We start from the raw sequence: 20,189 nt of genomic DNA on the forward strand, positions 1-20,189 counted from the left end.
CCCGTTGCGGCCGGACCGCGCCGGCCACGCTGAGACAATCGGGGGATGACGGAATCCATCGAAGAAAAGAAAGTCCCCGCGAGCCCCGCCGATGAATGGCTCCAGGTCGAGTCGCTCGACCTGGACGCGCAAGGCGTTTCGCACAAATCCGACGGCATGGTCGTGTTCATCGAAGGCGCGTTGCCCTTCGAGGAAGTGCAGTTCAATGTCCATCGCCGCAAGAACAACTGGGAGCAAGGCACGGTCACGCAGATCCGTCGCGAATCCTCGCAGCGCGTGCGCCCGGGTTGCCCGCACTTCGGCCTGCACACAGGCGCCTGCGGCGGCTGCAAGATGCAGCACCTCGATGCCGCCGCCCAGGTGGCGGTGAAGCAGCGGGCGCTGGAAGACAACCTCTGGCACCTGGGCAAGGTCAAGCCCGAGAACCTGCTGCGCCCGCTCGAGGGCCCGGCCTGGCACTACCGCTACCGGGCACGCCTGTCGGTACGCCACGTGGTCAAAAAGGGCACGGTGCTGATCGGCTTCCACGAGCGCAAGAGCCGCTACCTGGCCGACATGCAGGTCTGTCCCGTGCTGCCCAGGCAGGTCAGTGCCATGCTGATGCCGTTGCGTGCGCTGATCGGTTCCATGGATGCGCGCGACACCTGCCCGCAGATCGAGCTGGCCTGCGGCGACGCGCCGGGTTCGACCGCGCTGGGCACGATTGCCCTGGTGCTGCGCCACCTGGAGCCGCTGTCGAACGCCGACATCGGGCGGCTCAAGGCGTTCGCGGCCGAGAATGAAGGCGTCCAGTGGTGGCTGCAGTCCAAGGGTCCGGAGACGGTGAAGCTGCTGGAAGAGGGCGGCACGCCGCTGGCCTATCGCCTGCCCGAGTTCGGCGTGACGATGCCGTTCAAGCCCACCGATTTCACCCAGGTCAATCCGCACATCAACCGTGCGCTGGTCGGCAAGGCGCTGCGCCTGCTCGACGTGCAGCCCGAGGAACGCGTGATCGACTGGTTCTGCGGCCTGGGCAACTTCACGCTGCCGCTGGCCAGCCAAGCGCGCGAGGTGCTGGGCATCGAGGGCAGCGACACGCTGGTGAAGCGGGCGACAGACAACTTCAGGAAGAACCAGCCGGCAACGTCCGCGCGACGTGCGCTGTCGGAGACCCAGTTCGTGGCACGGAACCTGTTCGACATGACGCCCGAGATGCTGGTGGCCGACGGCAGCGCCGACAAGTGGCTGGTCGACCCGCCGCGCGAAGGCGCCTTCGCGCTGGCCAAGGCCATGGCCGACCTGCACCAGCAGCCCGAACTGCGCACCGGTGGCTGGACGCCGCCCAAGCGCATCGTCTACGTGAGCTGCAATCCGTCGACGCTGGCGCGCGACGCCGGCCTGCTGGTGCACCAGGCAGGCTACCGCTGCACCTTCGCGGGAGTGGTGAACATGTTCCCGCACACCGCGCACGTCGAGTCGATCGCGGTCTTCGAGCTGGAATGAAAAAAGGCCCCGCGGGGCCTTTTTTCTTGGAGGGCAACAGCGCGCTGATCAGTCGCGCTCGCCGCCGAAGATGCCCAGCAGGGCCAGCAAGCTCTGGAACACGTTGAACATGTCCAGGTACAGGGCCAGCGTGGCGCTGATGTAATTGGTTTCGCCGCCGTCCATGATCTGCTTCAGGTCATAGAGCATGTAGGCCGAGAAGATGCCGATGGCGGCCACCGAGATCACCAGCATGCCGGTGCTCGAGCCCACGAAGACGTTGATGACCGCGCCGAGCATCAGCACCAGCGCGCCGACGAACAGGAACTTGCCCATGCCCGACAGGTCGCGCTTGATGACCGTGGCCAGCGAGGCCATCACGAAGAACACGCCGGCGGTGCCGCCGAAGGCCGTCATGATCAGTTCGGGGCCGTTCTTGAAGCCCAGTACCATCGCCAGCAGGCGCGACAGCATCAGGCCCATGAAGAAAGTGAAGCCCAGCAGCACGGGTACGCCGGCGGCCGAGTTCTTGGTCTTTTCGATGGCGAACATGAAGCCGAAGGCGCCGCCGAGGAAAACCATCAGGCCGAGTCCGCCGGTGAGCGAGCGGGTGATGCCGGTGCTCACGCCGATCCAGGCGCCCAGCACGGTGGGCAGCAGGCTCAGCGCCAGCAGCCAATAGGTGTTGCGCAGCACACGCTGGCGCTCGGCCTGCGGCAGCGTCTGGCCGTAGCCGGTGGAGGTGTCGAGAGTGGTCACACGGTCGTTCATGGCCGAAGCTCCTGAGGTTGGTGCATGCAATGACACGCAGTTGGGCGCATTCTAGGGGGCTGCAAGAGGGGGCCTTGCAAAGACCGTATGCCGGTTGTTCTTAAGCCCCCGCGGGACGCTGCGGCGCCCCGCCGTTATGCTGTCGGGTTTCGACGCAACCTGAGCTTATCCATGAAGACCAAATCATTCCTCGAACTCGCCGACGTCAAGGCCATTGCCGCTGCGGCGGAAGCCGAGGCCCTGAAGAACAACTGGGCCGTGACCATCGCCATCTCCGACGACGCCGGCAACCTGCTCTGGCTGCAGCGCCTGGACGGGGCCGCCGCGCTGTCCTCGCACATCGCTCCCGCCAAAGCGCACACCGCCGCCATGGGCCGTCGCGAGAGCAAGGTCTATGAAGACATCATCAACGGCGGCCGCACCGCGTTCCTGACGGCGCCCCTGGTGGAAGGCCTGCTCGAAGGCGGCGTGCCGATCGTCAAGGACGGCCACGTCATCGGCGCCGTGGGCGTGAGCGGCGTGAAGTCGAACGAAGACGCGCAGATTGCCAAGGCCGGCATCGCCGCGCTCGGCCTGTAAGCCTTTTCGCTCCGCCCAAAGCAAAACGCCGACCTGATGGTCGGCGTTTTCTTTTTCGGGGCTTCAGCGTGAAAAAAAGCTTGGCTAGTCGGCGAACCGTTGGCTAGCAAAAAACGACCCTTCGGAGATGAATCTCCTCGAGTCGCCCCACGATGAAACTTGCGCGAGGGGCGGGCTGAACGACCTACTTGGTCAGGATCAGCTTGCCGAGTTTGGTGGCCTGGAGCCGGTAGAGCGAGCCGTTGTGCATGATGCCCACGGTCTTGCTTCCCTTCAGGAGCTCCGTGCTTTCGACCATCGGCGCCGGACGCGCAGCCTGGATCGACACATGACCGCCACCCGATTGATCGAGCGAAGGGTGGTTCAGGACGGAAAAGGCATTCGGGGTGGCTGGCATCTGGAGTTCCTACATGGAAGCGATGAGTGAATGATAATGATTCTCAATATAAAGTCAATCGTCGCGATCAACTTTTTTTCGATCCGTCATTCACCCGTTCAGATCACTTCGTGTCGGGCTCGGTGATGAAGCCGATCTTGCGCACGCCGGCTTCGCGCGCTTCGGCCATGGCCTTGGCCACGCGCTCGTAGCGCACGGCCTTGTCGCCGCGGATGTGCAGTTCGGGCTGCGGCTCCTTGGCGGCTTCGGCGGCCAGTCGGTTCGGCAGTTGGCTGTCGTCGATCTTCTCTTCGTTCCAGTAATAAGAGCCGTCGGCCGTGACGCTGAACAGGATGTTCTGCGGCTTGGGCTGCTCGGGCTCGCTGCTGGCGCGGGGCAGGTCGATGTTGACCGCGTGCTTCATGACCGGCACGGTGATGATGAAGATGATCAGGAGCACCAGCATGACGTCGACCAGCGGCGTCATGTTGATCTCGTTCATCACCTCATCGGGTTCGTCTTGCGTTCCGAAAGCCATGATGCTGCTCAGCCCTTCTTGAGGGGAACCACGATCGCGTCATTGCCGCCGCTTTGCACGCGGGCGCCAGTCACGAAGTAGGCGTGCAGGTCGTGGGCGAAGCTGTTGAGCTTGGTCAGCACGAACTTGTTGCCGCGCACCAGGGCGTTGTAGCCCAGCACGGCGGGGATGGCGACCGCCAGGCCCAGGGCCGTCATGATGAGCGCTTCGCCGATGGGGCCGGCCACCTTGTCGATGGTCGCCTGGCCGGCCGAGCCGATGCTCATCAGGGCGTGGTAGATGCCCCAGACCGTGCCGAACAGGCCAATGAACGGTGCCGTCGAACCCACCGAAGCCAGGATGGCGAGACCGGTCTGCAGGCGCGCCGTGAAGGCGTCGATGCCGTTGCGCAGCGCGCGCGTGATCCAGTCGCTCACGTCGAGCGCGTCATGCAGGTGCGCCTTGGTATTGCGGTGGTGGGCGGCGGCTTCGCGGCCTTCAAGCGCCAGGGCCCGGAACGGGTTGCTGTCGTCGGTGCCCAGCTTGTTCAGGGCGGTGGCGAAGTCCTCGCTGTGCCAGAAGTCCTGCGAGTTCTTGGCCAGGCGCTTGTATTTGATGACGTCGAGCGCCTTCACGATGATGACGATCCACGATGCGAGGGACATGCCGATCAACAGAACCGCGACAGCCTTGGTGACGAAGTCGCCCTGATTCCAGACGTTCATCAAGCCAAATTGGGAATCCATACGAAGTTGCTCCAGAGAAAAATTAGTTCAGGACGTAGTTGACGGGGGCGTCGTAAGACATGGCCTGCACCACGCCATTGACCTTGCCGGGCACGAACCGGCATTTCATGATGTATTCCACGGCGGCCTCGTCGAGGCGGTCGAAGCCGCTGGATTTCTTGACTTCGGCGCTCTTGGGCAGGCCGTCAGCGCCCACGAGCACGCGCACGATCACCTTGCCCTGCTCGCCGAGCCGCTTGCTCATGGCGGGGTAGACCGCCTTGGGGTTCTGCAAATAGTCGGCGTTGCTCGACGGCATCTGCACGGCGGGCGGCGCCGGAGGTGCCGGCGGCGGTGCGGGGGGGGCTGGAGGCGCGGGCGGTGCTGGCGGCGCGGCCGGCGGCGGCGGCTCCGTGGTCCCGACGGGCGCAGCCGGCGCAGGCGTCGGCTTGGGCTCGCGAATGGCCTGCGGTCGTGGGGGCGGCGGCGCCTTTTTCACCTTGGGTTGCGGCGGTGGAGGTGGCGGGGGCGGTGGATCGGCCTTGGGTTGCGGCGGTTCGACGAACTGGCTCAGGATCTCGACGGGAATCACCACCTCGGCGGCCCGGCGCAGCAGGCCGCTTTGCAGCGCCCACAGCGCGGCGCCGTGAAACAGGATCACGCCGCCGGCAATGACGACAGTGCGCGACAGGCCAAGAAAGGAGGGAGGGGGGGCAAAGCGGTCAGACACGATCAACCATTCGAATGCGGGCACTACAAATCGTGCCCCGATTGCAGCAAAACCGCTACAGAGACGCTACTTGCGAAAAATCCACCAGGCAGAGCCGGCGACGAGGATCAGGCTGCCGCCGAGAGCCGAGACGAGTTCCATGCTTTGCTTTCCTTGATGGAGTTGGCAAGCTGGATCGCTCTCGGCGCCGATTCGCAGTTGAGTGCGGCCACCGGATGAGAGACGCTGCACTGCGCCACGATGTCGCGGGCACAACCTTCACACTGGCCACACTGGGTGGCCACGCCGAGTTCGAACTGGACTTCGTCGAAAGTCATGCCCGCGCGCACATGACGTGCGATTTCACGGTCAGAGACTCGGCGGCAGACGCAAACGATCATGGCGGTGAAAGCGGCAGTTGGCTGGCTGTTGGATGTGACTCATTATAAATAAGAATCCATCGCATTTGCAATCACTATGACTGACATGCCGCCGGATTTTGCAAGCCGGTGTTACACCTCGGCCCAGAGGCGCAGCAGGTTGTGGTAGTGGCCGGTGAGCGCCACGGTTTCCTCGCATTCGCCCAGGCGGGCGCGCAGTTTCTGGATCGTCTGGTCGAGTTCGAACAGCATCCCGCGCTGCGCGTCGCTGCGCACCATGCTCTGGAGCCAGAAGAACGAGCACACCCGCGCCCCGCGCGTGACCGGGTGCACGCGGTGCAGGCTGCTCGCCGGATACAGGATCAGGTCGCCGGCCGGCAACTTCACTTCGTGCGAGCCGTAGGTGTCGATCACTTCCAGCTCGCCGCCGTCGTAATCTTCCGGAGCGCTCAGGAAGAGGGTGCACGACAGGTCGGTGCGCAGCTGCTGACTGCTGCCCGGCACCGCGCGCACCGAGCCGTCGACGTGCACGCCGTAGTGCTCGCCGCCCTCGTAGCGGTTGAACAGCGGTGGCACGAAACGCGCGGGCAGCGCCGCCGAAAAGAACAACGCGTGGCGCGAGAGCGCCGCCAGGATGGTCGCGCCGAGTTCGCGCGACACGGGCGAAGACTCCGGCAACTGGCGGTTGCGCTTCACCTGCGCGCCCTGGTCGCCCACGGTTTCGCGGCCGTCGACCCATTGCGTGGCATCGAGCGCGGCGCGCATCTCGCGCACCTGGTCCGGGCTCAGCACGTCGGGCACATGCAGCATCATTTCGGTGAACTCCACAAGAAAAAAGCCCCGGCGCGGGCCAGGGCTCGAGTGTCGCACTGCGTCGGCCGCAGGGGCCGGCACAGAGGCGACGCAGCTGTCGTCGGGATCAGAACGCGAAGTTCGCGGTGATCCTGGCCGAGCGCGGGATGCCCGGCGTGTAGCGGTAGCCGCTCTTGTTGATGGCCGCGGCGTACTGCTTGTCGAACACGTTGGCGATGTTCAGCTGGATGTCGATGTTCTTGTTGATGCGGTACGACGCCATGGCATCGAACACCCAGTAGGAGTCGATGTACGCCGGCGTGCCCACGGCGCCGTCGGTGCCGCGGTGCAGCTTGCCGTTGTAGCGCGCGCCGCCGCCGACCGTCAGGCCGAAGGGGAACTGGTAGGTGGTCCAGGCGGTGAACGAGTTCTTCGGCGTGTAGGTCAGCACGTTGGTGCCGTCGGCGGTGACGTTGGGGCCGCTTTGCACCTTGGTGTCCATCGTCGTGAAGCCGGCGCTCATGCCCCAGCGTTCGGTGATGGTGCCCGCCACGCCCAGCTCGATGCCCTGCACACGCTTCTTGCCGCTCTGGTAGTACAGCGCGGTGTTGGTCGGGTCTTGCACGACTTCGTTGCTCACGTCGGTGCGGTAGACAGCGCCGGTCAGCGACAGCTTGTCGTTCAGCACGTCCCACTTCGTGCCGACTTCGAAGGTCTTGGCCTTCTGCGGCAGGAAGTCGGTGCGCGCCGCGCTGTTGCCCGTGCCGGCCGCCGACAGCGAGAAGTTCGCGCCGCCCGGAGGTTGCGCCGACGTGCCGTAGGCCGCGTAGATGCTGCCGTTCTTCGCGGGCTTGTAGACCACGCCGATCTTGCCGGTGAACAGGTTGTCGGACAGCTTGAGCGACGAGGGCACCAGCGTGCCGACCGCCAGGCCCGGGTTGTTCGCGGCGGTCGACAGCGCCGCGCTCTGGAACGAGGTGCTGTAGTGGTCGAAGCGCAGGCCGCCGGTGATCTGCCATTGCTCGTTGAGCTTGATGGTGTCGAAGGCGTAGAGGCCGACCGTGTTGGTCACGCCCTTGCTGTCGGCGCCGCTGAGCATGCGGTTGTAGCCGTTCACGTACGGGTTTGGCGCGTACAGGTTGGCCACCGGCCAGGCGCCGTTCTGCACGACCTTGCCGTTGAACGTCGCGCCGGGGCTGAAATAGCCCAGGCTCGACTGTTCTTCACGGATCAGTTCGAGGCCCGCGCTGAGCGAGTGGCTCAGGCTGCCGGTGTTGAACTTGGCCGTCACGTTCGTCTGGTTGACGAAGATCGTGTTTTCCTGGTTCTTGTTGGTGGGCAGGTTGCGCGTGGTCGTCCACGTCGACGGCAGGCCCGGGATCGGCGTGCTGAGGAACGCGGTGTTGCCCGAGGGCGGCGGGTTGCCGTTGGTGCCCAGGCCGCCGAGCATGAACGCCGTCAGCATGTAGTCCTGCTTCGTCTTGCCGTAGCGGGTGGTGTTGCGCAGCGTGATGTCGGGCGTGAAGTCGTGCTCCACGCGCGCGGTGAACATGTCGGCCGTCACCTTGTTGAAGTCGTACGCGGTGCCGTAGAAGTTCTTCGGATCGACCGGTGCTGCAAAGTTCAGGAAGCTGCGCCGACGTGCGCCGAGGGCGACCGGATCGGGGTTCGAATAACTGGGCAGGCCGATGGTCGGCACGCCGCCATCGGGCACGTTGTCCTGGTCGACGTGCAGGTAGTCGAAGTAGAAGCGCGTGGGCGAGTTCAGGCCGAGCGCGAGCGACGGTGCAATGGCGGTGCGCTTGTTCTTCACGAAATCGCGGCCGGGCACGCCCGCGTCTTCCATCGCTGCATTCAGGCGGAAGGCGGCGCCAATGCCGTTGGCGCCGCTGAGCGACTTGTTCCAGTCGATGCTGCCGCGCTTGTAGTCGGCGCTGCCGAAACCGAGCGAGCCGAGGAAGCTGTCTTCGAGCTTCGGCTTCTTGGTAACGAGGTTGATGTAGCCGGTGGGCGAGGTGCGGCCCACATCGGTGCCCGACGGGCCCTTCACAACCTCGACCTGCTCGATGTTGAACATGTCGCGCGAGACCGAGCCCAGATCGCGGATGCCGTCCACGAAGATGCTGCTGGAGCTGTCGAAGCCGCGCATGAAGACGGCGTCGCCGGTGTTCGTGTTGCCGTTCTCGCCCAGGAAGAAGGTGCCGACGCCGGCGGTGTTGCGCAGCGCTTCGGTGAGCGTGGTCGCGCCCTGTTCGCGAATGATCTGTTCCTTGATCACCTGGATCGTCTGCGGCGTGTTCACCAGCGGGGCAGTGAACTTCGGGTTGGCCGAGGTGTCGGCCTTGTAGTCGGCGGCGTTCGAATCCTGCACCCGGACTTCAGGCAGAGCCCGCCCGGTCTGGGCAAAGGCGGCGGGGGCTGCAATGGCCAGCAGCGTGGCTGCGGCGGCCCCCGACAGGTGAGGAACGGCGCGTGCGACGGCGTGTTTGCGGCTCTTGATATAGGCCATGTTGTTTTCTCCAGAAAGGGCGGGCGGGCAGAGCTCGACTGGCTGGGTCCGGGCGACGCACTCTCGGGGAGAAAAGAACGGCAAGACTGGCTGGGTGAGCTGATTTGCGAAGGGGCTCTTGCAAATTGATGCAAATGATATTGCTTCTCAATACCTGGGTGTTAAGAAGCGTGGGCCTAAGCCGAAAGTTGTGGCCAATCCGTTGCCGGGACGCAACTGCTGGAGCTGCCCGAGCCGTTCAGTAGACGTCGCGGCGGTAGCGCCCGCTGGCCGACAGCTCGGCCCACAGATCGTTGCCAGCGATCTGCCGCAGCGCCGCGTCGACGCCCGACGCCATGCCCTGCAGGCTGCCGCAGACATAGATGGCGGCGCCATCGCGCAGCCAGGCCTGCATCGCGTCGCCCACCTGCAGCAGGCGGTGCTGCACATAGAAGCGTTCGGCCTGGTCGCGCGAGAACACCATGTCGAGCCGGGCGAGCGTGCCGTCGGCCTGCCAGGCTTCGATTTCCTGGCGGCAGAGGAAGTCGTGGGCGGACTGGCGCTCGCCGAACACGAGCCAGTTGTCCTTGTGGCCAGCGGCGGCGCGTGCGCGCAGATGAGCGCGCAGGCCGGCCAGTCCGGTGCCGTTGCCAATCAGGATCAGCGGACGGTTCTCGTTGCCCTCGAGCCGGAAGCCGCGGTGCGGCCGCAGGCGCAGCGCGACGGAGTCGCCGACCGAGAGCGTCGAGGTGAGCAGGCCCGACGCGGCGCCCATCGAGCCGTCGGGATGCTGCTCCTGCCGCACGAGCAGCTGCAGTTCGCCGTCGACGGGCAGGGAAGCGATCGAGTAGTCGCGCGGTCGCGCCGGATCCGTCGCGACGGCGACCTGCACCAGATCGCCAGAGGTCCAATGCGGCAGGGCGCCGGCTTGCAGCGTCAGGCCGAGGTGGAAGACCGGGCCGCCCGTGCTGCCGGCGTTGAGCAGTTCACGCCGCGTGAGCTTCCACGGCGCGAAGTTCGCGGGAGCGTCCTCGATGTCGTCTGGCGCGTCACCCCAGCGGGCGTGCCAATCGGCGAGCGCGGCGGGGTCGCTGTTGTCGACCTCGATGGGGTCGAAGTCGCGCACGGCGCCGGCTGTGTGAAGCCACGCATCGAGCGCGCGGCCGAAGCCGCAGAAGTGGGCGTACTGGCGGTCGCCCAGCGCCAGCACGGCGTAGCGCAGTGAAGGCAGTGCCAGCGGCGCGCCCATCACCCGCTCGGCGAACACGCTGGCGCCGTCGGGCGCATCGCCCTCGCCGTAGGTGCTGGCCACGAAGACGGCGCGACGGGCCGAGGCCAGCGTGGCGCCGTCGAGGGCGTTGAGGGCCATCACGCGCACTGCCGTGCCTGCCGCGCGCAGCCGTCGCGCGGTCTGCCAGGCGATGGTTTCCGCCTGGCCGGTCTGGCTGGCGAACAGCACGAGGGTGGGCGAGGCCTGTGCGCCGTCACCGGCCGACAGCGCCGCGGCTTCGCGGGCGGCCGTGGCGTGCAGCCGCCGCTGGCGTGCGTAGATGCCCAGACACAGCGCGGCATAGGCCGCGACCGTCGCGCTGGCGCCCAGCGCACGCCACAGGGTCTCGGTCATGCGCTCACCTGCGCCTGCCACGCGCGCGTGGCCTGCTCGGTGAACGACCCGTTGTCTGCGCGGCAGATGAACAGGGCCGCGATGTCGCGCTGCTGCGCGAAGGCCAGGCCCTCGTCGGGGCCGAGCACGGTCAGCACGGTGGCGAGCGCATCCGCCTGCATGCACTGCGGATGCAGCACGGTGACGCTGGCCAGCGCATGCGCCACGGGTTCGCCATCGCGCGGATCGATGGTGTGCGACCAGCTGCGGCCTTCGAGCGCGCGCCGATGCCAACGGTCGCCCGAGGTGGCCACGGCCATGTCGGCCAGGGCGATGCGTTGCGGGGGCGGCATCTCGGTGTCGACCTGCACCTGCCACGGCGCGCCGCCAGGCCGCCGGCCGATGCCGCGCAGCTCGCCGCCGATCTCGAACAGCAGGTCGGTGAGGCCGAGCGCGCGCAGCGCGTCGACGCCGTGGTCCACCGCGAAGCCCTTGGCGATACCCGAGAGATCGAGCTGCACGCCGCCGGGCTGCAGCAGCGTGTGATCGGCCTCATCGAATGTCAGTCGTTGCCAGCCGACGTGCGAGTGGATCGCGGCCAGCGCATCGGGCGAGGGCAGGGCGCTGTCCTGCGCCGCCGCGGGGCCGAAGCCCCAGCGCGCCACCAATGCGCCAACTGTCGGATCGATCGCACCGCCGCTGGCCTGCGCCCACGCGAGGGCGCACTGCATCACCTGCGCGAACTCCGCCGGCAGCGCATGGCGCGAACCGGCGGGCGCGGCGTTGAAGCGGCTGATGAGGGAGTCGGGCTCCCAATGGCTCATCTGCGCGATCACGCGCGCGAGCGCCGCTTCGACCGCCTCGCGCACCTGCGTGAGCGGCAGCATCTGCGGGTTGTCGAAGCGCAGCGACCAGGTCGTGCCCATCGTCTGCCCGCCGAGCTGCTGAAGGCTGGCGGGATCGGCGCGGCGGGGGACGGCCGCGTTGGCGTAGCCGCCCGCGCGCCAGGTGCTGAAGGAAAGGCCCAAGGAAGAACGCAGGGTCAGGGCATCACTTCCAGGGTGGCCGCGTAGCTCAGGCGGCGTTCCTTGGCCTGCGGCACGGTGGTCTTGCCGTCCTTGGTGCTGGCGTCGAGCCAGTACATGCCGGCGCTCGGCCAGGTCACGCTGAACTGGCCCTTGTCGTCGGTCTTGAGCTTGAGTTCGTCGAGCTTGTCGCGGTACTGGGTGTTGCCGGCGGTCACGGTCACTTCGAGGTCCTTGGCGGGCTTGCCGTCCAGGTGCAGCGTGAAGGTGGCTTTCTCGCCCTTGGCGAGGTCGGTCGGGCTGCCGGCGGCGATCAGCTCCAGGCCCTGGCCGATGGGCTTGAGCGCCGAGGGCTTGCCGACGGTCACGAAGGTCTCGATGCGGCCGGCCGACTGGGTGATGGTCACGTCCTGCGCGTCGGCCGGGATTTCCTTGGCGATGGTCTCGGCCGTGCCGCGGGCGCGCTTGTTCTGGCCCGTGGCCTTGTCCTTCCAGGCGGCGAACGCGCCGTTGTTGACCACCGCGATGCGGTAGGTGCCCGGCTGCGCGACGTTCACGTCGAACACGTTGCGCAGCTTGAGCTTGGCTTCGGATTCAGGCTTCACTGCGCTGCCGTCGGGGGCGGTGATCTGCAGGCCGTCCAGGCGCAGCGGCGCGTGGTTGGCGACGAACAGGTCGTTCGACACGGCGGCGTCGACGCTCACGGTGTCGGCCTTGGACAGCACGGTGGTCGAGGGCAGCAGCCAGGCGTTGTGCGCCTGGGTCACGGAAGCAACGGCCGAAAGGGCGAGGGCGAGGCCGGCGGCGCGCAGGGTGAAGCGGGTCATGGTGGTCCTTGGAATGAGAGAGGGGGCGGATCGGTCGGAAGTCAGGGCTTGAGTTCGAGCTTGATTTCGCCGAGCTCTTCCTTGCCGGCCGCGACCGGTTGTGCGGCGGCGGTGGGCGGCCACTGGAACGGGATGGTCACGACCTCGCGGCCGCCGACTTCACGGGCGGCTTCCACCACCAGCTTGTAGGCGCCGGGCGCGAGCTTGGGCATGGCGCCCGTGCCTTCGGTGAAGCTCAGCTGGTGCTTGCCGGCGGGCTTGGTGGCACCGGTCACACCATCGACCGGCACGGCCAGTTCGCGGCCACCACGGCGCCACCACTGGCGCATGTCCTTGAGCCACTTGGTGCCTTCACCCTCGGGGTTGTTGGTCTTGGTGCGCACGTCGTACCAGACGGCCAGCGTGCCGGCCATCGTGTTGTCGGCGCGTTCGATCCAGGTCGCCACGTAGGGGCGGTGGTACTCCGACACATTGAGCCGGGGGATCTCGATGTTGACCGACAGGCCGGCGGCGATGGCCGGGGCCCCGAACAGCGCCGATAGGGCGATCGGTGCGAGCGAGTAGCGAAGGTGCACGGGAAAACCTCTTTCTTCCTGAATCAGCAAAGGCAACGCACCGGCCGATCCGTTGATCGGACCGGTCAGTGAATGAACAGCAACGCGAGCAGCGCCGGCACCACCAGCCCCATGCCCACCATGGGCCAGGTGAAGGGGCGGTTGCCTGCATGCATCTTGAGAATGAACAGCCCGGTGACCGAGAAGACCAGCGTGGCGGCCGCGAAGATGTCGATGAACCAGCTCCAGGCCGTGCCGGTGTTGCGGCCCTTGTGCAGGTCGTTGAAGTAGGAGAGCCAACCGCGGTCGGTGCGCTCGTACTCGACCTCGCCCTCGGGCAGACTCAGGCGCAGCCAGGCGTCGCCGCCTGGGCGGGGGAGAGAGAGGTAGATTTCGTCGTCCGACCACTCGGCCTCGCGGTCGGCGGTGTCGATGTCCCATTGCTTGCGCAACCACGCTTGCAGTTCGGCGGGCAGCGGGGCCTTGCCCTGCTGGGCCTTGGCGCCGGGCAGCTGTTGTTCGAGGCGGGCGCGCAGCGCGTCGTCGACGGTGCCGTTGTGCGTGGTGACGACCGGCTTGGCCTCGATCTGCCCCGCGTGGTTGAGCGTGAAGCCCGTGACGCTGAACAGGATCATCCCGACGAGACAGATGGCGGAACTGACCCAATGCCACTCGTGGAGGGTCTTGAGCCAGTAGGCGCGGCGGCGGTTGTCGGAACGGGCGGGGGCAGTCATCGAAAGCGCGAATTGTAGACGCGCAAATGAGAATGACTGCTATTCAGTGGAGATGAAGTTAAGTAAAGAGGAATAAAAAACGGGGCCGAAGCCCCGTTTTGTTTGCAATGTGGCGAAAGCGCTAGCGCTGGGCTTACTCGAGTTCGCCCATCTGCGACTGCAGGTAGTTTTGCAGGCCGACGCGGTCGATCAGGTCGATCTGCGTCTCGAGGAAGTCGATGTGCTCCTCGGTGTCGTCCAGGATCTCCTGCAGCAGGTCGCGCGAGACATAGTCGCGCACCGATTCGCAATGCGCGATGCCGTCCTTGATGGTCGCTTGCGCACCGGTTTCGGCGCCGAGGTCGCAGCGCAGCAGTTCGGGCACGTCTTCGCCGATGTTCAGCTTGCCCAGGTCCTGCAGGTTGGGCAGGCCGTCGAGCATGAAGATGCGGTCCATGAGCTTGTCGGCGTGCTTCATCTCGCCGATGGATTCCTCGTATTCCTTCTTTGCCAGCTTGTCCAGGCCCCAGTGCTTGAGCATGCGGTAGTGGAGAAAGTACTGGTTGATGGCAGTCAGCTCGTTCTTGAGTTGCGCCTGCAGGTGTTCGATGACTTTGGGGTCGCCCTTCATGGTTCTTTTTCCTTATTCTGAAAGCGGTGATTGTCCGAGGGGAGAACAGGCACTTGCAAGCAAACCCATGCTGGGCCGGTCTGCATGCGTGTGATGGTGATACACGTTCGTATTGATCTGACGCAAGCCGACGCGCGAGGCCATGGCAAACATAGGGGGTTCCAATACTTTCAATAGTTGATATCTATTGAAAACTATATATTGGTAGTTATACTCATGGCTCGCACTTATTTTTGTCCAACCGAGCATCCAAGGAATCACCATGTCCCTGATCAACACCGCAGTCCAACCCTTCAAGACCCAGGCCTACCTCAACGGCAAGTTCATCGATGTGTCCGACGAGACGCTCAAGGGCAAGTGGTCTGTGCTGATCTTCATGCCGGCAGCCTTCACCTTCAACTGCCCGACCGAAGTCGAAGACGCGGCCGACCACTACCCCGAGTTCCAGAAGCTGGGTGCCGAGGTCTACATCGTGACCACCGACACGCACTTCTCGCACAAGGTCTGGCACGACACCTCGCCGGCGGTCGGCAAGGCCAAGTTCCCGCTGGTGGGCGACCCGACCCACACGCTGACCAACGCGTTCGGCGTGCACATTCCGGAAGAAGGCCTGGCACTGCGCGGCACCTTCGTGATCAACCCCGAAGGCATCATCAAGACCGCCGAAGTGCATTCCAACGAAATCGCCCGTGACGTCAAGGAAACCCTGCGCAAGCTGAAGGCAGCGGTCTACACCGCCGCGCACCCGAACGAAGTCTGCCCCGCCAAGTGGAATGACGGCGACAAGACCATCGCTCCGTCGTTCGATCTCGTCGGCAAGATCTAAGCGCCCCGCGCGAAAGCCCGGGCGCTCACGAGGCCCCGGGCTTTTTTGTCCCGGTTTGATAGTTTTCAGTTATCGAAAGAGAGTCCGCCATGCTTGACGCCAGCACCAAAGCCCAATTGAAGAGTTACCTCGAACGCGCCACGCAGCCGATCGAGATCGTCGCCTCGCTCGACGACAGCAAGGCCTCGGGCGAGATGCTGTCGTTGCTGAAGGACGTGGCCGAATCGTCTCCGCTGGTCACGCTGACCGAAAGCCGCGACGACAGCCACCGCAAGCCCTCGTTCTCGGTCAACCGCCCGAGCGAAAACCACGGCCCGCGCTTTGCCGGCCTGCCGATGGGCCATGAATTCACGTCGCTGATCCTTGCACTGCTGCAGATTGGCGGCTACCCACCCAAGGTCGAGCAGGCCGTGCTTGACCAGATCAAGGCGCTCGACGGCGATTTCGAGTTCGAGATCTACGTCTCGCTCACCTGCCACAACTGCCCCGACGTGGTCCAGGCGCTGAACCTGATGGCCATCCAGAACCCGCGCATCCGCACCACGATGATCGAGGGCGGCACCTTCCAGGACGAAGTCAAGGAACGCCAGATCATGGCCGTGCCGACCGTGTTCCTGAACGGCACCGAGTTCGGCCAGGGCCGCATGAGCCTGGAAGAAATCCTCGCCAAGATCGACACCAGCGGCGTCGAGCGCGAAGCCGCCAAGATCGCCGCCAAGGACGCGTTCGACGTGCTGATCGTCGGCGGTGGCCCGGCCGGTGCCGCAGCCGCCGTGTACGCCGCGCGCAAGGGCATCCGCACCGGCGTTGCCTCGGAACGCTTCGGCGGGCAGGTGCTCGACACGCTGGGCATCGAGAACTTCATCTCGATCAAGGAAACCGAAGGACCGAAGTTCGCCCATGCCCTCGAAGAGCACGTGCGCGACTACGACGTCGACATCATGAATCTGCAGCGCGCCAAGGCCCTTGTGCCCAATGCAGGACCGGGCAACGACCTCATCGAGGTACAACTCGAGAGCGGCGCCTCGCTCAAGAGCAAGAGCGTCATCATCTCGACGGGGGCCCGCTGGCGCAACATCAACGTGCCCGGCGAGCACGAGTTCAAGAACAAGGGCGTGGCCTACTGCCCGCACTGCGACGGCCCGCTGTTCAAAGGCAAGCGCGTCGCCGTCATCGGCGGCGGCAATTCGGGTGTCGAGGCTGCCATCGACCTCGCCGGCATCGTCGGCCACGTGACGCTGATCGAGTTCGACACGCAACTGCGCGCCGATGCCGTGCTGCAGCGCAAGCTCAAGAGCCTGAAGAACGTCGACATCTTCACCAATGCGCAGACCACCGAGATCACCGGCGACCAGAAGGTCAACGGCCTGGTCTACAAGGACCGCGCATCGGGCGAGCTGAAGAAGGTCGAGCTCGAAGGCGTGTTCATCCAGATCGGCCTCGTGCCCAACACCGACTGGCTCAAGGGCACGGTCGAGCTGACGAAACACGGCGAAATCGTCGTCGACGCGCGCGGCCAGACCTCGGTGCCCGGCGTGTTCGCGGCGGGTGACGTCACCACGGTGCCGTTCAAGCAGATCATCATCGCGGCCGGCGACGGCGCGAAGGCGGCGCTGGGCGCGTTCGATCACCTGATCCGCACGTCGGCGCCGGCCTGAGTTCAGGGGCTCTGAAATAAAACGGGGTGCTATCGAACAGATAGCACCCCTTTTTTCTTGTGCGAGCGGGTGGGGCGGGTCAGTAGATCAGCCGTTCCGGCCGCAGCTCCTGCAGGATCGTGGTGGCGATTTCCTCGATCGACTTGGTCGTCGTCGAGAGCCAGCGGATGCCGGCGCGCCGCATCATGGCTTCGGCCTCGCTCACCTCGTGGCGGCAGTTCTCGAGGCTGGCGTAGCGCGAGTTGGGCCGGCGCTCGTTGCGGATTTCGCTCAGCCGCTCGGGCTGGATCGTCAGGCCGAAGATCTTCTTGCGGTGCGGGCTCAGCGCCGGCGGGAGCTGGCGGCGGTCGAAGTCTTCGGGAATCAGCGGGTAGTTGGCCGCCTTCAGGCCGTGCTGCATCGCCAGGTAGAGCGACGTGGGCGTCTTGCCGCTGCGGCTCACGCCGACCAGGATCAGGTCGGCGCCTTCCAGGTCGCGGTTGCTCTGGCCGTCATCGTGCTGCAGGCTGAAGTCGATGGCCGCGATGCGGTCGTTGTAGGCCTTGCTCTTGCTGACGTCGCTGAAGCGGCCGATGCGGTGGTTCGACTTCATGGCCAGCTCGATCTCGAGCGGCCGCACGAAGGTGCCGAACATGTCCAGCAGCATGCCCTTGCAGCCGGTTTCGATCACGCCCAGCACGTCCATGTTGGCCAGCGTGGTGAACACGATGGGCCGCACGCCCTCGATCTCGGCCGTGTGGTTGATCTGCCGCACCGCCTGGTGCGCCTTGTCGACCGTGTCGGTGAACGGCAGCCGCACGTGGCGCGGCTTCATCTCGAACTGGGCCAGAACAGCGTTGCCGAAGGTCTCGGCGGTGATGCCGGTGCCGTCGGAGACGAAGAAAACGGTGCGTGTATGCATGGTGTTGCTTTTGCGGCGGAGTCCTGCGGCGCGCGCGACCTGCCACGCCTACAATCCGGGCCATTATCGGGAATCCGCTTTCCCAACCCCCTCGAATTCTTTCCATGCACACCGCGACCGCACCCAAAGCAACGACAACGATCGTGCTGCGCCGTCTGCATGCAGCGCCGGTTTCAACTTCTGGAGCTTCCCCATGTCTGCACTTTTCGAGGCGACCGCACTGGTCGTGCCATTTGAAAACCTGAGGATGACCGACGTCGAGTCGGTTGGCGGCAAGAACGCCAGCCTCGGCGAAATGATCTCGCAACTGCCACAGGGCGTGCGCGTGCCGACCGGCTTTGCGACCACGGCCCACGCGTTCCGTCAGTTCCTGGCGCATGACGGCCTGGCCGACAAGATCAGCAAGCGCCTGGCCGCGCTGGACACCGAAGACGTGCGCGCCCTGGCCGCGGCCGGTGCTGAAATTCGCGCCATGGTCGAGGCCCAGCCGTTCCCGGCCGACCTGCAGAAAGCCATCGGCGAGGCCTTCGCCACGCTGAGCGCCGGCAACCCCGCCGCCTCGTTCGCCGTGCGTTCCTCGGCCACCGCCGAAGACCTGCCCGACGCCTCGTTCGCCGGCCAGCAGGAAACCTTCCTGAACGTGGTCGGCATCGATGACGTGCTGCACAAGATGAAGGAGGTGTTCGCCTCCCTCTACAACGACCGCGCCATCAGCTACCGCGTGCACAAGGGCTTCGAGCACGACGTGGTCGCGCTCTCGGCCGGCGTGCAGCGCATGGTGCGTTCCGACCTCGGCGCCGCGGGCGTGATGTTCACCATTGACACCGAATCGGGCTTCGACCAGGTGGTGTTCATCACCTCGAGCTACGGCCTGGGCGAGACGGTGGTGCAAGGCTCGGTGAACCCCGACGAGTTCTATGTGCACAAGCCGACCCTCAAGGCCGGCAAGAAGGCCGTCATCCGCCGCAACCTCGGCTCCAAGCTGATCCAGATGGAGTTCGCCACGCCCGAAGAAAAGAAGGGGAGCGGCAAGCTGGTCAAGACCACCGACGTCAAGGCCGAGCAGCGCAACCGCTACTCGCTGAGCGACGCCGACGTCGAGCAACTGGCGCGCTATGCACTGGTGATCGAAGAACACTATGGCCGCCCGATGGACATCGAGTGGGGCAAGGACGGCACCGATGGCCAGCTGTACATCCTGCAGGCGCGTCCCGAAACCGTGAAGAGCCAGCAGCAGGGCAAGGCCGAGCAGCGCTACAAGCTGCTGGGCAAGGGCGTCGTGCTGGCCGAGGGCCGTGCCATCGGCCAGAAGATCGGCACGGGGGCCGTGCGCATCGTGCACAACATCAGCGAAATGGACCAGGTGCAGGCCGGCGACGTGCTCGTCACCGACATGACCGACCCGAACTGGGAGCCGGTGATGAAGCGCGCCGCCGCCATCGTCACCAACCGCGGCGGGCGCACCTGCCACGCGGCCATCATTGCGCGCGAACTCGGCATTCCGGCCGTGGTCGGCTGCGGCGACGCCACCGACCTGCTCAAGGACGGCACGCTCGTCACCGTGAGCTGCGCCGAGGGCGACACCGGCTTCATCTACGACGGCCTGCTCGAGACCGAAGTGACCGAGGTGCAGCGCGGCGTGATGCCCGAGATCGACCTGAAGATCATGATGAACGTGGGCAACCCCCAGCTTGCCTTCGACTTCGCGCAGTTGCCGAACCACGGCGTGGGCCTGGCTCGCCTGGAATTCATCATCAACAACAACATCGGCGTGCACCCGAAGGCGATCCTCGACTACCCGAACGTCGACAACGACCTGAAGAAGGCCGTCGAGTCGGTGGCCCGCGGCCACGCCTCGCCGCGTGCGTTCTACGTCGACAAGGTGACCGAGGGCGTCGCGACCATTGCCGCCGCGTTCTGGCCCAAGCCCGTCATCGTGCGCCTCTCGGATTTCAAGTCGAACGAGTACCGCAAGCTGATCGGCGGCAGCCGCTACGAGCCCGAAGAAGAAAACCCGATGCTGGGTTTCCGCGGTGCCGCGCGCTACCTGAGCGCCGACTTCGGCGAGGCCTTTGCCATGGAATGCGAGGCGCTCAAGCGCGTGCGCAACGACATGGGCCTGACCAACGTACAGATCATGGTGCCCTTCGTGCGCACGCTGGGCCAGGCCGAGCGCGTGACCACGCTGCTGGGCGAGCACGGCCTCAAGCGCGGGGAGAACGCGCTCAAGCTGATCATGATGTGCGAGGTGCCGAGCAATGCCGTGTTGCCGGAAGAGTTCCTGAAGTTCTTCGACGGCTTCTCGATCGGCTCGAACGACCTGACCCAGCTCACGCTGGGCCTGGACCGCGACTCGGGCCTCGAGTTGCTGGCCGCCGACTTCGACGAGCGCGACCCGGCCGTCAAGGCGTTGCTGGGCCGCGTCATCAAGGCCTGCAAGGCCGAGGGCAAGTACGTCGGCATCTGCGGCCAGGGCCCCAGCGACCATCCGGACTTCGCGCTGTGGCTGGCGGAGCAGGGCATCGAGTCGATCTCGCTGAACCCGGACAGCGTGATCGACACCTGGCAGCAGCTGGCCCAGCGGGGTTGAGCCCGCGCGGCGGACATGCGCCGCCACGTGATGCAGCCGGGCGAATGGCGGAAATCCCCATGG

The 20,189-nt window shown here is 65.7% G+C and carries 20 protein-coding genes; 5 read left to right on the plus strand and 15 right to left on the minus strand.

The features are described 5' to 3' along the window. The first annotated feature begins 45 nt into the window (after positions 1–45). Positions 46–1,482, plus strand: coding sequence for a 23S rRNA (uracil(1939)-C(5))-methyltransferase RlmD (gene rlmD, locus ASD34_RS23810; protein ID WP_056583074.1), 1,437 nt, complete (start codon positions 46–48; stop codon positions 1,480–1,482). Between the two features lie 48 nt (positions 1,483–1,530). Here rlmD and ASD34_RS23815 read toward each other — a convergent pair whose 3' ends face one another. Beyond that, positions 1,531–2,232: a Bax inhibitor-1/YccA family protein gene (locus tag ASD34_RS23815; protein ID WP_056583076.1), complete on the minus strand. Its 702-nt coding sequence runs from the start codon at positions 2,230–2,232 to the stop codon at positions 1,531–1,533. 171 nt (positions 2,233–2,403) lie between these two features. Here ASD34_RS23815 and ASD34_RS23820 point away from each other — a divergent pair, with 171 nt between their 5' ends. After that, positions 2,404–2,811: a GlcG/HbpS family heme-binding protein gene (locus tag ASD34_RS23820; RefSeq protein WP_056583078.1), complete on the plus strand. Its 408-nt coding sequence runs from the start codon at positions 2,404–2,406 to the stop codon at positions 2,809–2,811. Positions 2,812–2,995: 184 nt separating this feature from the next. On the opposite strand, the gene hemP is transcribed toward ASD34_RS23820, so the two are convergent. From hemP to bfr, 13 genes are all read right to left on the minus strand, one after another. Further along, a complete protein-coding gene (gene hemP, locus ASD34_RS23825; RefSeq protein WP_056583081.1) occupies positions 2,996–3,208 on the minus strand; it encodes a hemin uptake protein HemP in 213 nt (70 codons plus the stop codon). A gap of 103 nt (positions 3,209–3,311) precedes the next feature. Further along, positions 3,312–3,725 (minus strand): ExbD/TolR family protein, encoded by a 414-nt coding sequence (locus ASD34_RS23830; RefSeq protein WP_056583083.1) that lies wholly within the window; start codon positions 3,723–3,725, stop codon positions 3,312–3,314. An 8-nt stretch (positions 3,726–3,733) separates the two neighbouring features. Next, the gene (locus ASD34_RS23835) at positions 3,734–4,450 is read right to left on the minus strand and encodes a MotA/TolQ/ExbB proton channel family protein (RefSeq protein WP_056583085.1); all 717 of its coding nucleotides are present in this window, start codon (positions 4,448–4,450) and stop codon (positions 3,734–3,736) included. 22 nt (positions 4,451–4,472) lie between these two features. Next, positions 4,473–5,162 carry an energy transducer TonB gene (locus ASD34_RS23840; RefSeq protein ID WP_056583464.1) on the minus strand — a complete coding sequence of 230 codons (690 nt, stop codon included), beginning with the start codon at positions 5,160–5,162 and terminating at the stop codon, positions 4,473–4,475. Between the two features lie 104 nt (positions 5,163–5,266). Continuing rightward, entirely contained in the window at positions 5,267–5,539 is a 273-nt protein-coding gene (locus ASD34_RS27290; RefSeq protein ID WP_062473051.1) for a bacterioferritin-associated ferredoxin, read from the minus strand. A 111-nt stretch (positions 5,540–5,650) separates the two neighbouring features. Next, positions 5,651–6,331, minus strand: coding sequence for a Fe2+-dependent dioxygenase (locus ASD34_RS23845; RefSeq protein WP_056583467.1), 681 nt, complete (start codon positions 6,329–6,331; stop codon positions 5,651–5,653). 106 nt (positions 6,332–6,437) lie between these two features. Next, positions 6,438–8,819 carry a catecholate siderophore receptor Fiu gene (locus ASD34_RS23850; protein ID WP_056583087.1) on the minus strand — a complete coding sequence of 794 codons (2,382 nt, stop codon included), beginning with the start codon at positions 8,817–8,819 and terminating at the stop codon, positions 6,438–6,440. A 238-nt stretch (positions 8,820–9,057) separates the two neighbouring features. Further along, on the minus strand, positions 9,058–10,422 hold the full coding sequence (locus ASD34_RS23855) for a sulfite reductase subunit alpha (RefSeq protein WP_056583089.1): 1,365 nt from the start codon (positions 10,420–10,422) through the stop codon (positions 9,058–9,060). Continuing rightward, complete coding sequence (locus ASD34_RS23860) at positions 10,419–11,429, minus strand: FAD:protein FMN transferase (RefSeq protein WP_056583091.1); 1,011 nt, start codon at positions 11,427–11,429, stop codon at positions 10,419–10,421. Before ASD34_RS23860 ends, ASD34_RS23855 begins: the two co-directional genes overlap by 4 nt. A gap of 14 nt (positions 11,430–11,443) precedes the next feature. Then, positions 11,444–12,253, minus strand: coding sequence for a DUF4198 domain-containing protein (locus tag ASD34_RS23865; RefSeq protein ID WP_056583093.1), 810 nt, complete (start codon positions 12,251–12,253; stop codon positions 11,444–11,446). A gap of 41 nt (positions 12,254–12,294) precedes the next feature. Then, positions 12,295–12,828 carry a DUF2271 domain-containing protein gene (locus ASD34_RS23870; protein WP_056583094.1) on the minus strand — a complete coding sequence of 178 codons (534 nt, stop codon included), beginning with the start codon at positions 12,826–12,828 and terminating at the stop codon, positions 12,295–12,297. Positions 12,829–12,893: 65 nt separating this feature from the next. Next, positions 12,894–13,541 (minus strand): PepSY-associated TM helix domain-containing protein, encoded by a 648-nt coding sequence (locus tag ASD34_RS23875; protein ID WP_056583096.1) that lies wholly within the window; start codon positions 13,539–13,541, stop codon positions 12,894–12,896. 133 nt (positions 13,542–13,674) lie between these two features. Then, positions 13,675–14,151, minus strand: a complete 477-nt coding sequence (bfr, locus tag ASD34_RS23880) for a bacterioferritin (protein ID WP_056583098.1) — start codon at positions 14,149–14,151, stop codon at positions 13,675–13,677. A gap of 262 nt (positions 14,152–14,413) precedes the next feature. On the opposite strand from bfr, the gene ahpC reads away from it, so the two are divergent. Both ahpC and ahpF read left to right on the plus strand, forming a co-directional pair. After that, on the plus strand, positions 14,414–14,977 hold the full coding sequence (gene ahpC / locus ASD34_RS23885) for an alkyl hydroperoxide reductase subunit C (RefSeq protein ID WP_056583100.1): 564 nt from the start codon (positions 14,414–14,416) through the stop codon (positions 14,975–14,977). Positions 14,978–15,066: 89 nt separating this feature from the next. Continuing rightward, positions 15,067–16,635 (plus strand): alkyl hydroperoxide reductase subunit F, encoded by a 1,569-nt coding sequence (gene ahpF / locus ASD34_RS23890; protein ID WP_056583102.1) that lies wholly within the window; start codon positions 15,067–15,069, stop codon positions 16,633–16,635. 79 nt (positions 16,636–16,714) lie between these two features. Here ahpF and ASD34_RS23895 read toward each other — a convergent pair whose 3' ends face one another. Further along, positions 16,715–17,536, minus strand: coding sequence for a pyruvate, water dikinase regulatory protein (locus ASD34_RS23895; RefSeq protein ID WP_056583104.1), 822 nt, complete (start codon positions 17,534–17,536; stop codon positions 16,715–16,717). Positions 17,537–17,729: 193 nt separating this feature from the next. Between ASD34_RS23895 and ppsA the strand changes: the two genes are divergently transcribed. Beyond that, positions 17,730–20,126 (plus strand): phosphoenolpyruvate synthase, encoded by a 2,397-nt coding sequence (gene ppsA, locus ASD34_RS23900; RefSeq protein ID WP_056583106.1) that lies wholly within the window; start codon positions 17,730–17,732, stop codon positions 20,124–20,126. The last annotated feature ends 63 nt before the right edge of the window (positions 20,127–20,189 follow it).

This window comes from Variovorax sp. Root473, assembly GCF_001426505.1.
Lineage (GTDB): Bacteria > Pseudomonadota > Gammaproteobacteria > Burkholderiales > Burkholderiaceae_C > Variovorax.

Coding starts and splice junctions, on each gene's coding strand:
- rlmD (WP_056583074.1), top strand. CDS start 46: ATGACGGAATCCATCGAAGAAAAGAAAGTCCCCGCGAGCCCCGCCGAT.
- ASD34_RS23815 (WP_056583076.1), bottom strand. CDS start 2,232: ATGAACGACCGTGTGACCACTCTCGACACCTCCACCGGCTACGGCCAG.
- ASD34_RS23820 (WP_056583078.1), top strand. CDS start 2,404: ATGAAGACCAAATCATTCCTCGAACTCGCCGACGTCAAGGCCATTGCC.
- hemP (WP_056583081.1), bottom strand. CDS start 3,208: ATGCCAGCCACCCCGAATGCCTTTTCCGTCCTGAACCACCCTTCGCTC.
- ASD34_RS23830 (WP_056583083.1), bottom strand. CDS start 3,725: ATGGCTTTCGGAACGCAAGACGAACCCGATGAGGTGATGAACGAGATC.
- ASD34_RS23835 (WP_056583085.1), bottom strand. CDS start 4,450: ATGGATTCCCAATTTGGCTTGATGAACGTCTGGAATCAGGGCGACTTC.
- ASD34_RS27290 (WP_062473051.1), bottom strand. CDS start 5,539: ATGATCGTTTGCGTCTGCCGCCGAGTCTCTGACCGTGAAATCGCACGT.
- ASD34_RS23845 (WP_056583467.1), bottom strand. CDS start 6,331: ATGATGCTGCATGTGCCCGACGTGCTGAGCCCGGACCAGGTGCGCGAG.
- ASD34_RS23850 (WP_056583087.1), bottom strand. CDS start 8,819: ATGGCCTATATCAAGAGCCGCAAACACGCCGTCGCACGCGCCGTTCCT.
- ASD34_RS23855 (WP_056583089.1), bottom strand. CDS start 10,422: ATGACCGAGACCCTGTGGCGTGCGCTGGGCGCCAGCGCGACGGTCGCG.
- ASD34_RS23865 (WP_056583093.1), bottom strand. CDS start 12,253: ATGACCCGCTTCACCCTGCGCGCCGCCGGCCTCGCCCTCGCCCTTTCG.
- ASD34_RS23875 (WP_056583096.1), bottom strand. CDS start 13,541: ATGACTGCCCCCGCCCGTTCCGACAACCGCCGCCGCGCCTACTGGCTC.
- bfr (WP_056583098.1), bottom strand. CDS start 14,151: ATGAAGGGCGACCCCAAAGTCATCGAACACCTGCAGGCGCAACTCAAG.
- ahpC (WP_056583100.1), top strand. CDS start 14,414: ATGTCCCTGATCAACACCGCAGTCCAACCCTTCAAGACCCAGGCCTAC.
- ahpF (WP_056583102.1), top strand. CDS start 15,067: ATGCTTGACGCCAGCACCAAAGCCCAATTGAAGAGTTACCTCGAACGC.
- ASD34_RS23895 (WP_056583104.1), bottom strand. CDS start 17,536: ATGCATACACGCACCGTTTTCTTCGTCTCCGACGGCACCGGCATCACC.
- ppsA (WP_056583106.1), top strand. CDS start 17,730: ATGTCTGCACTTTTCGAGGCGACCGCACTGGTCGTGCCATTTGAAAAC.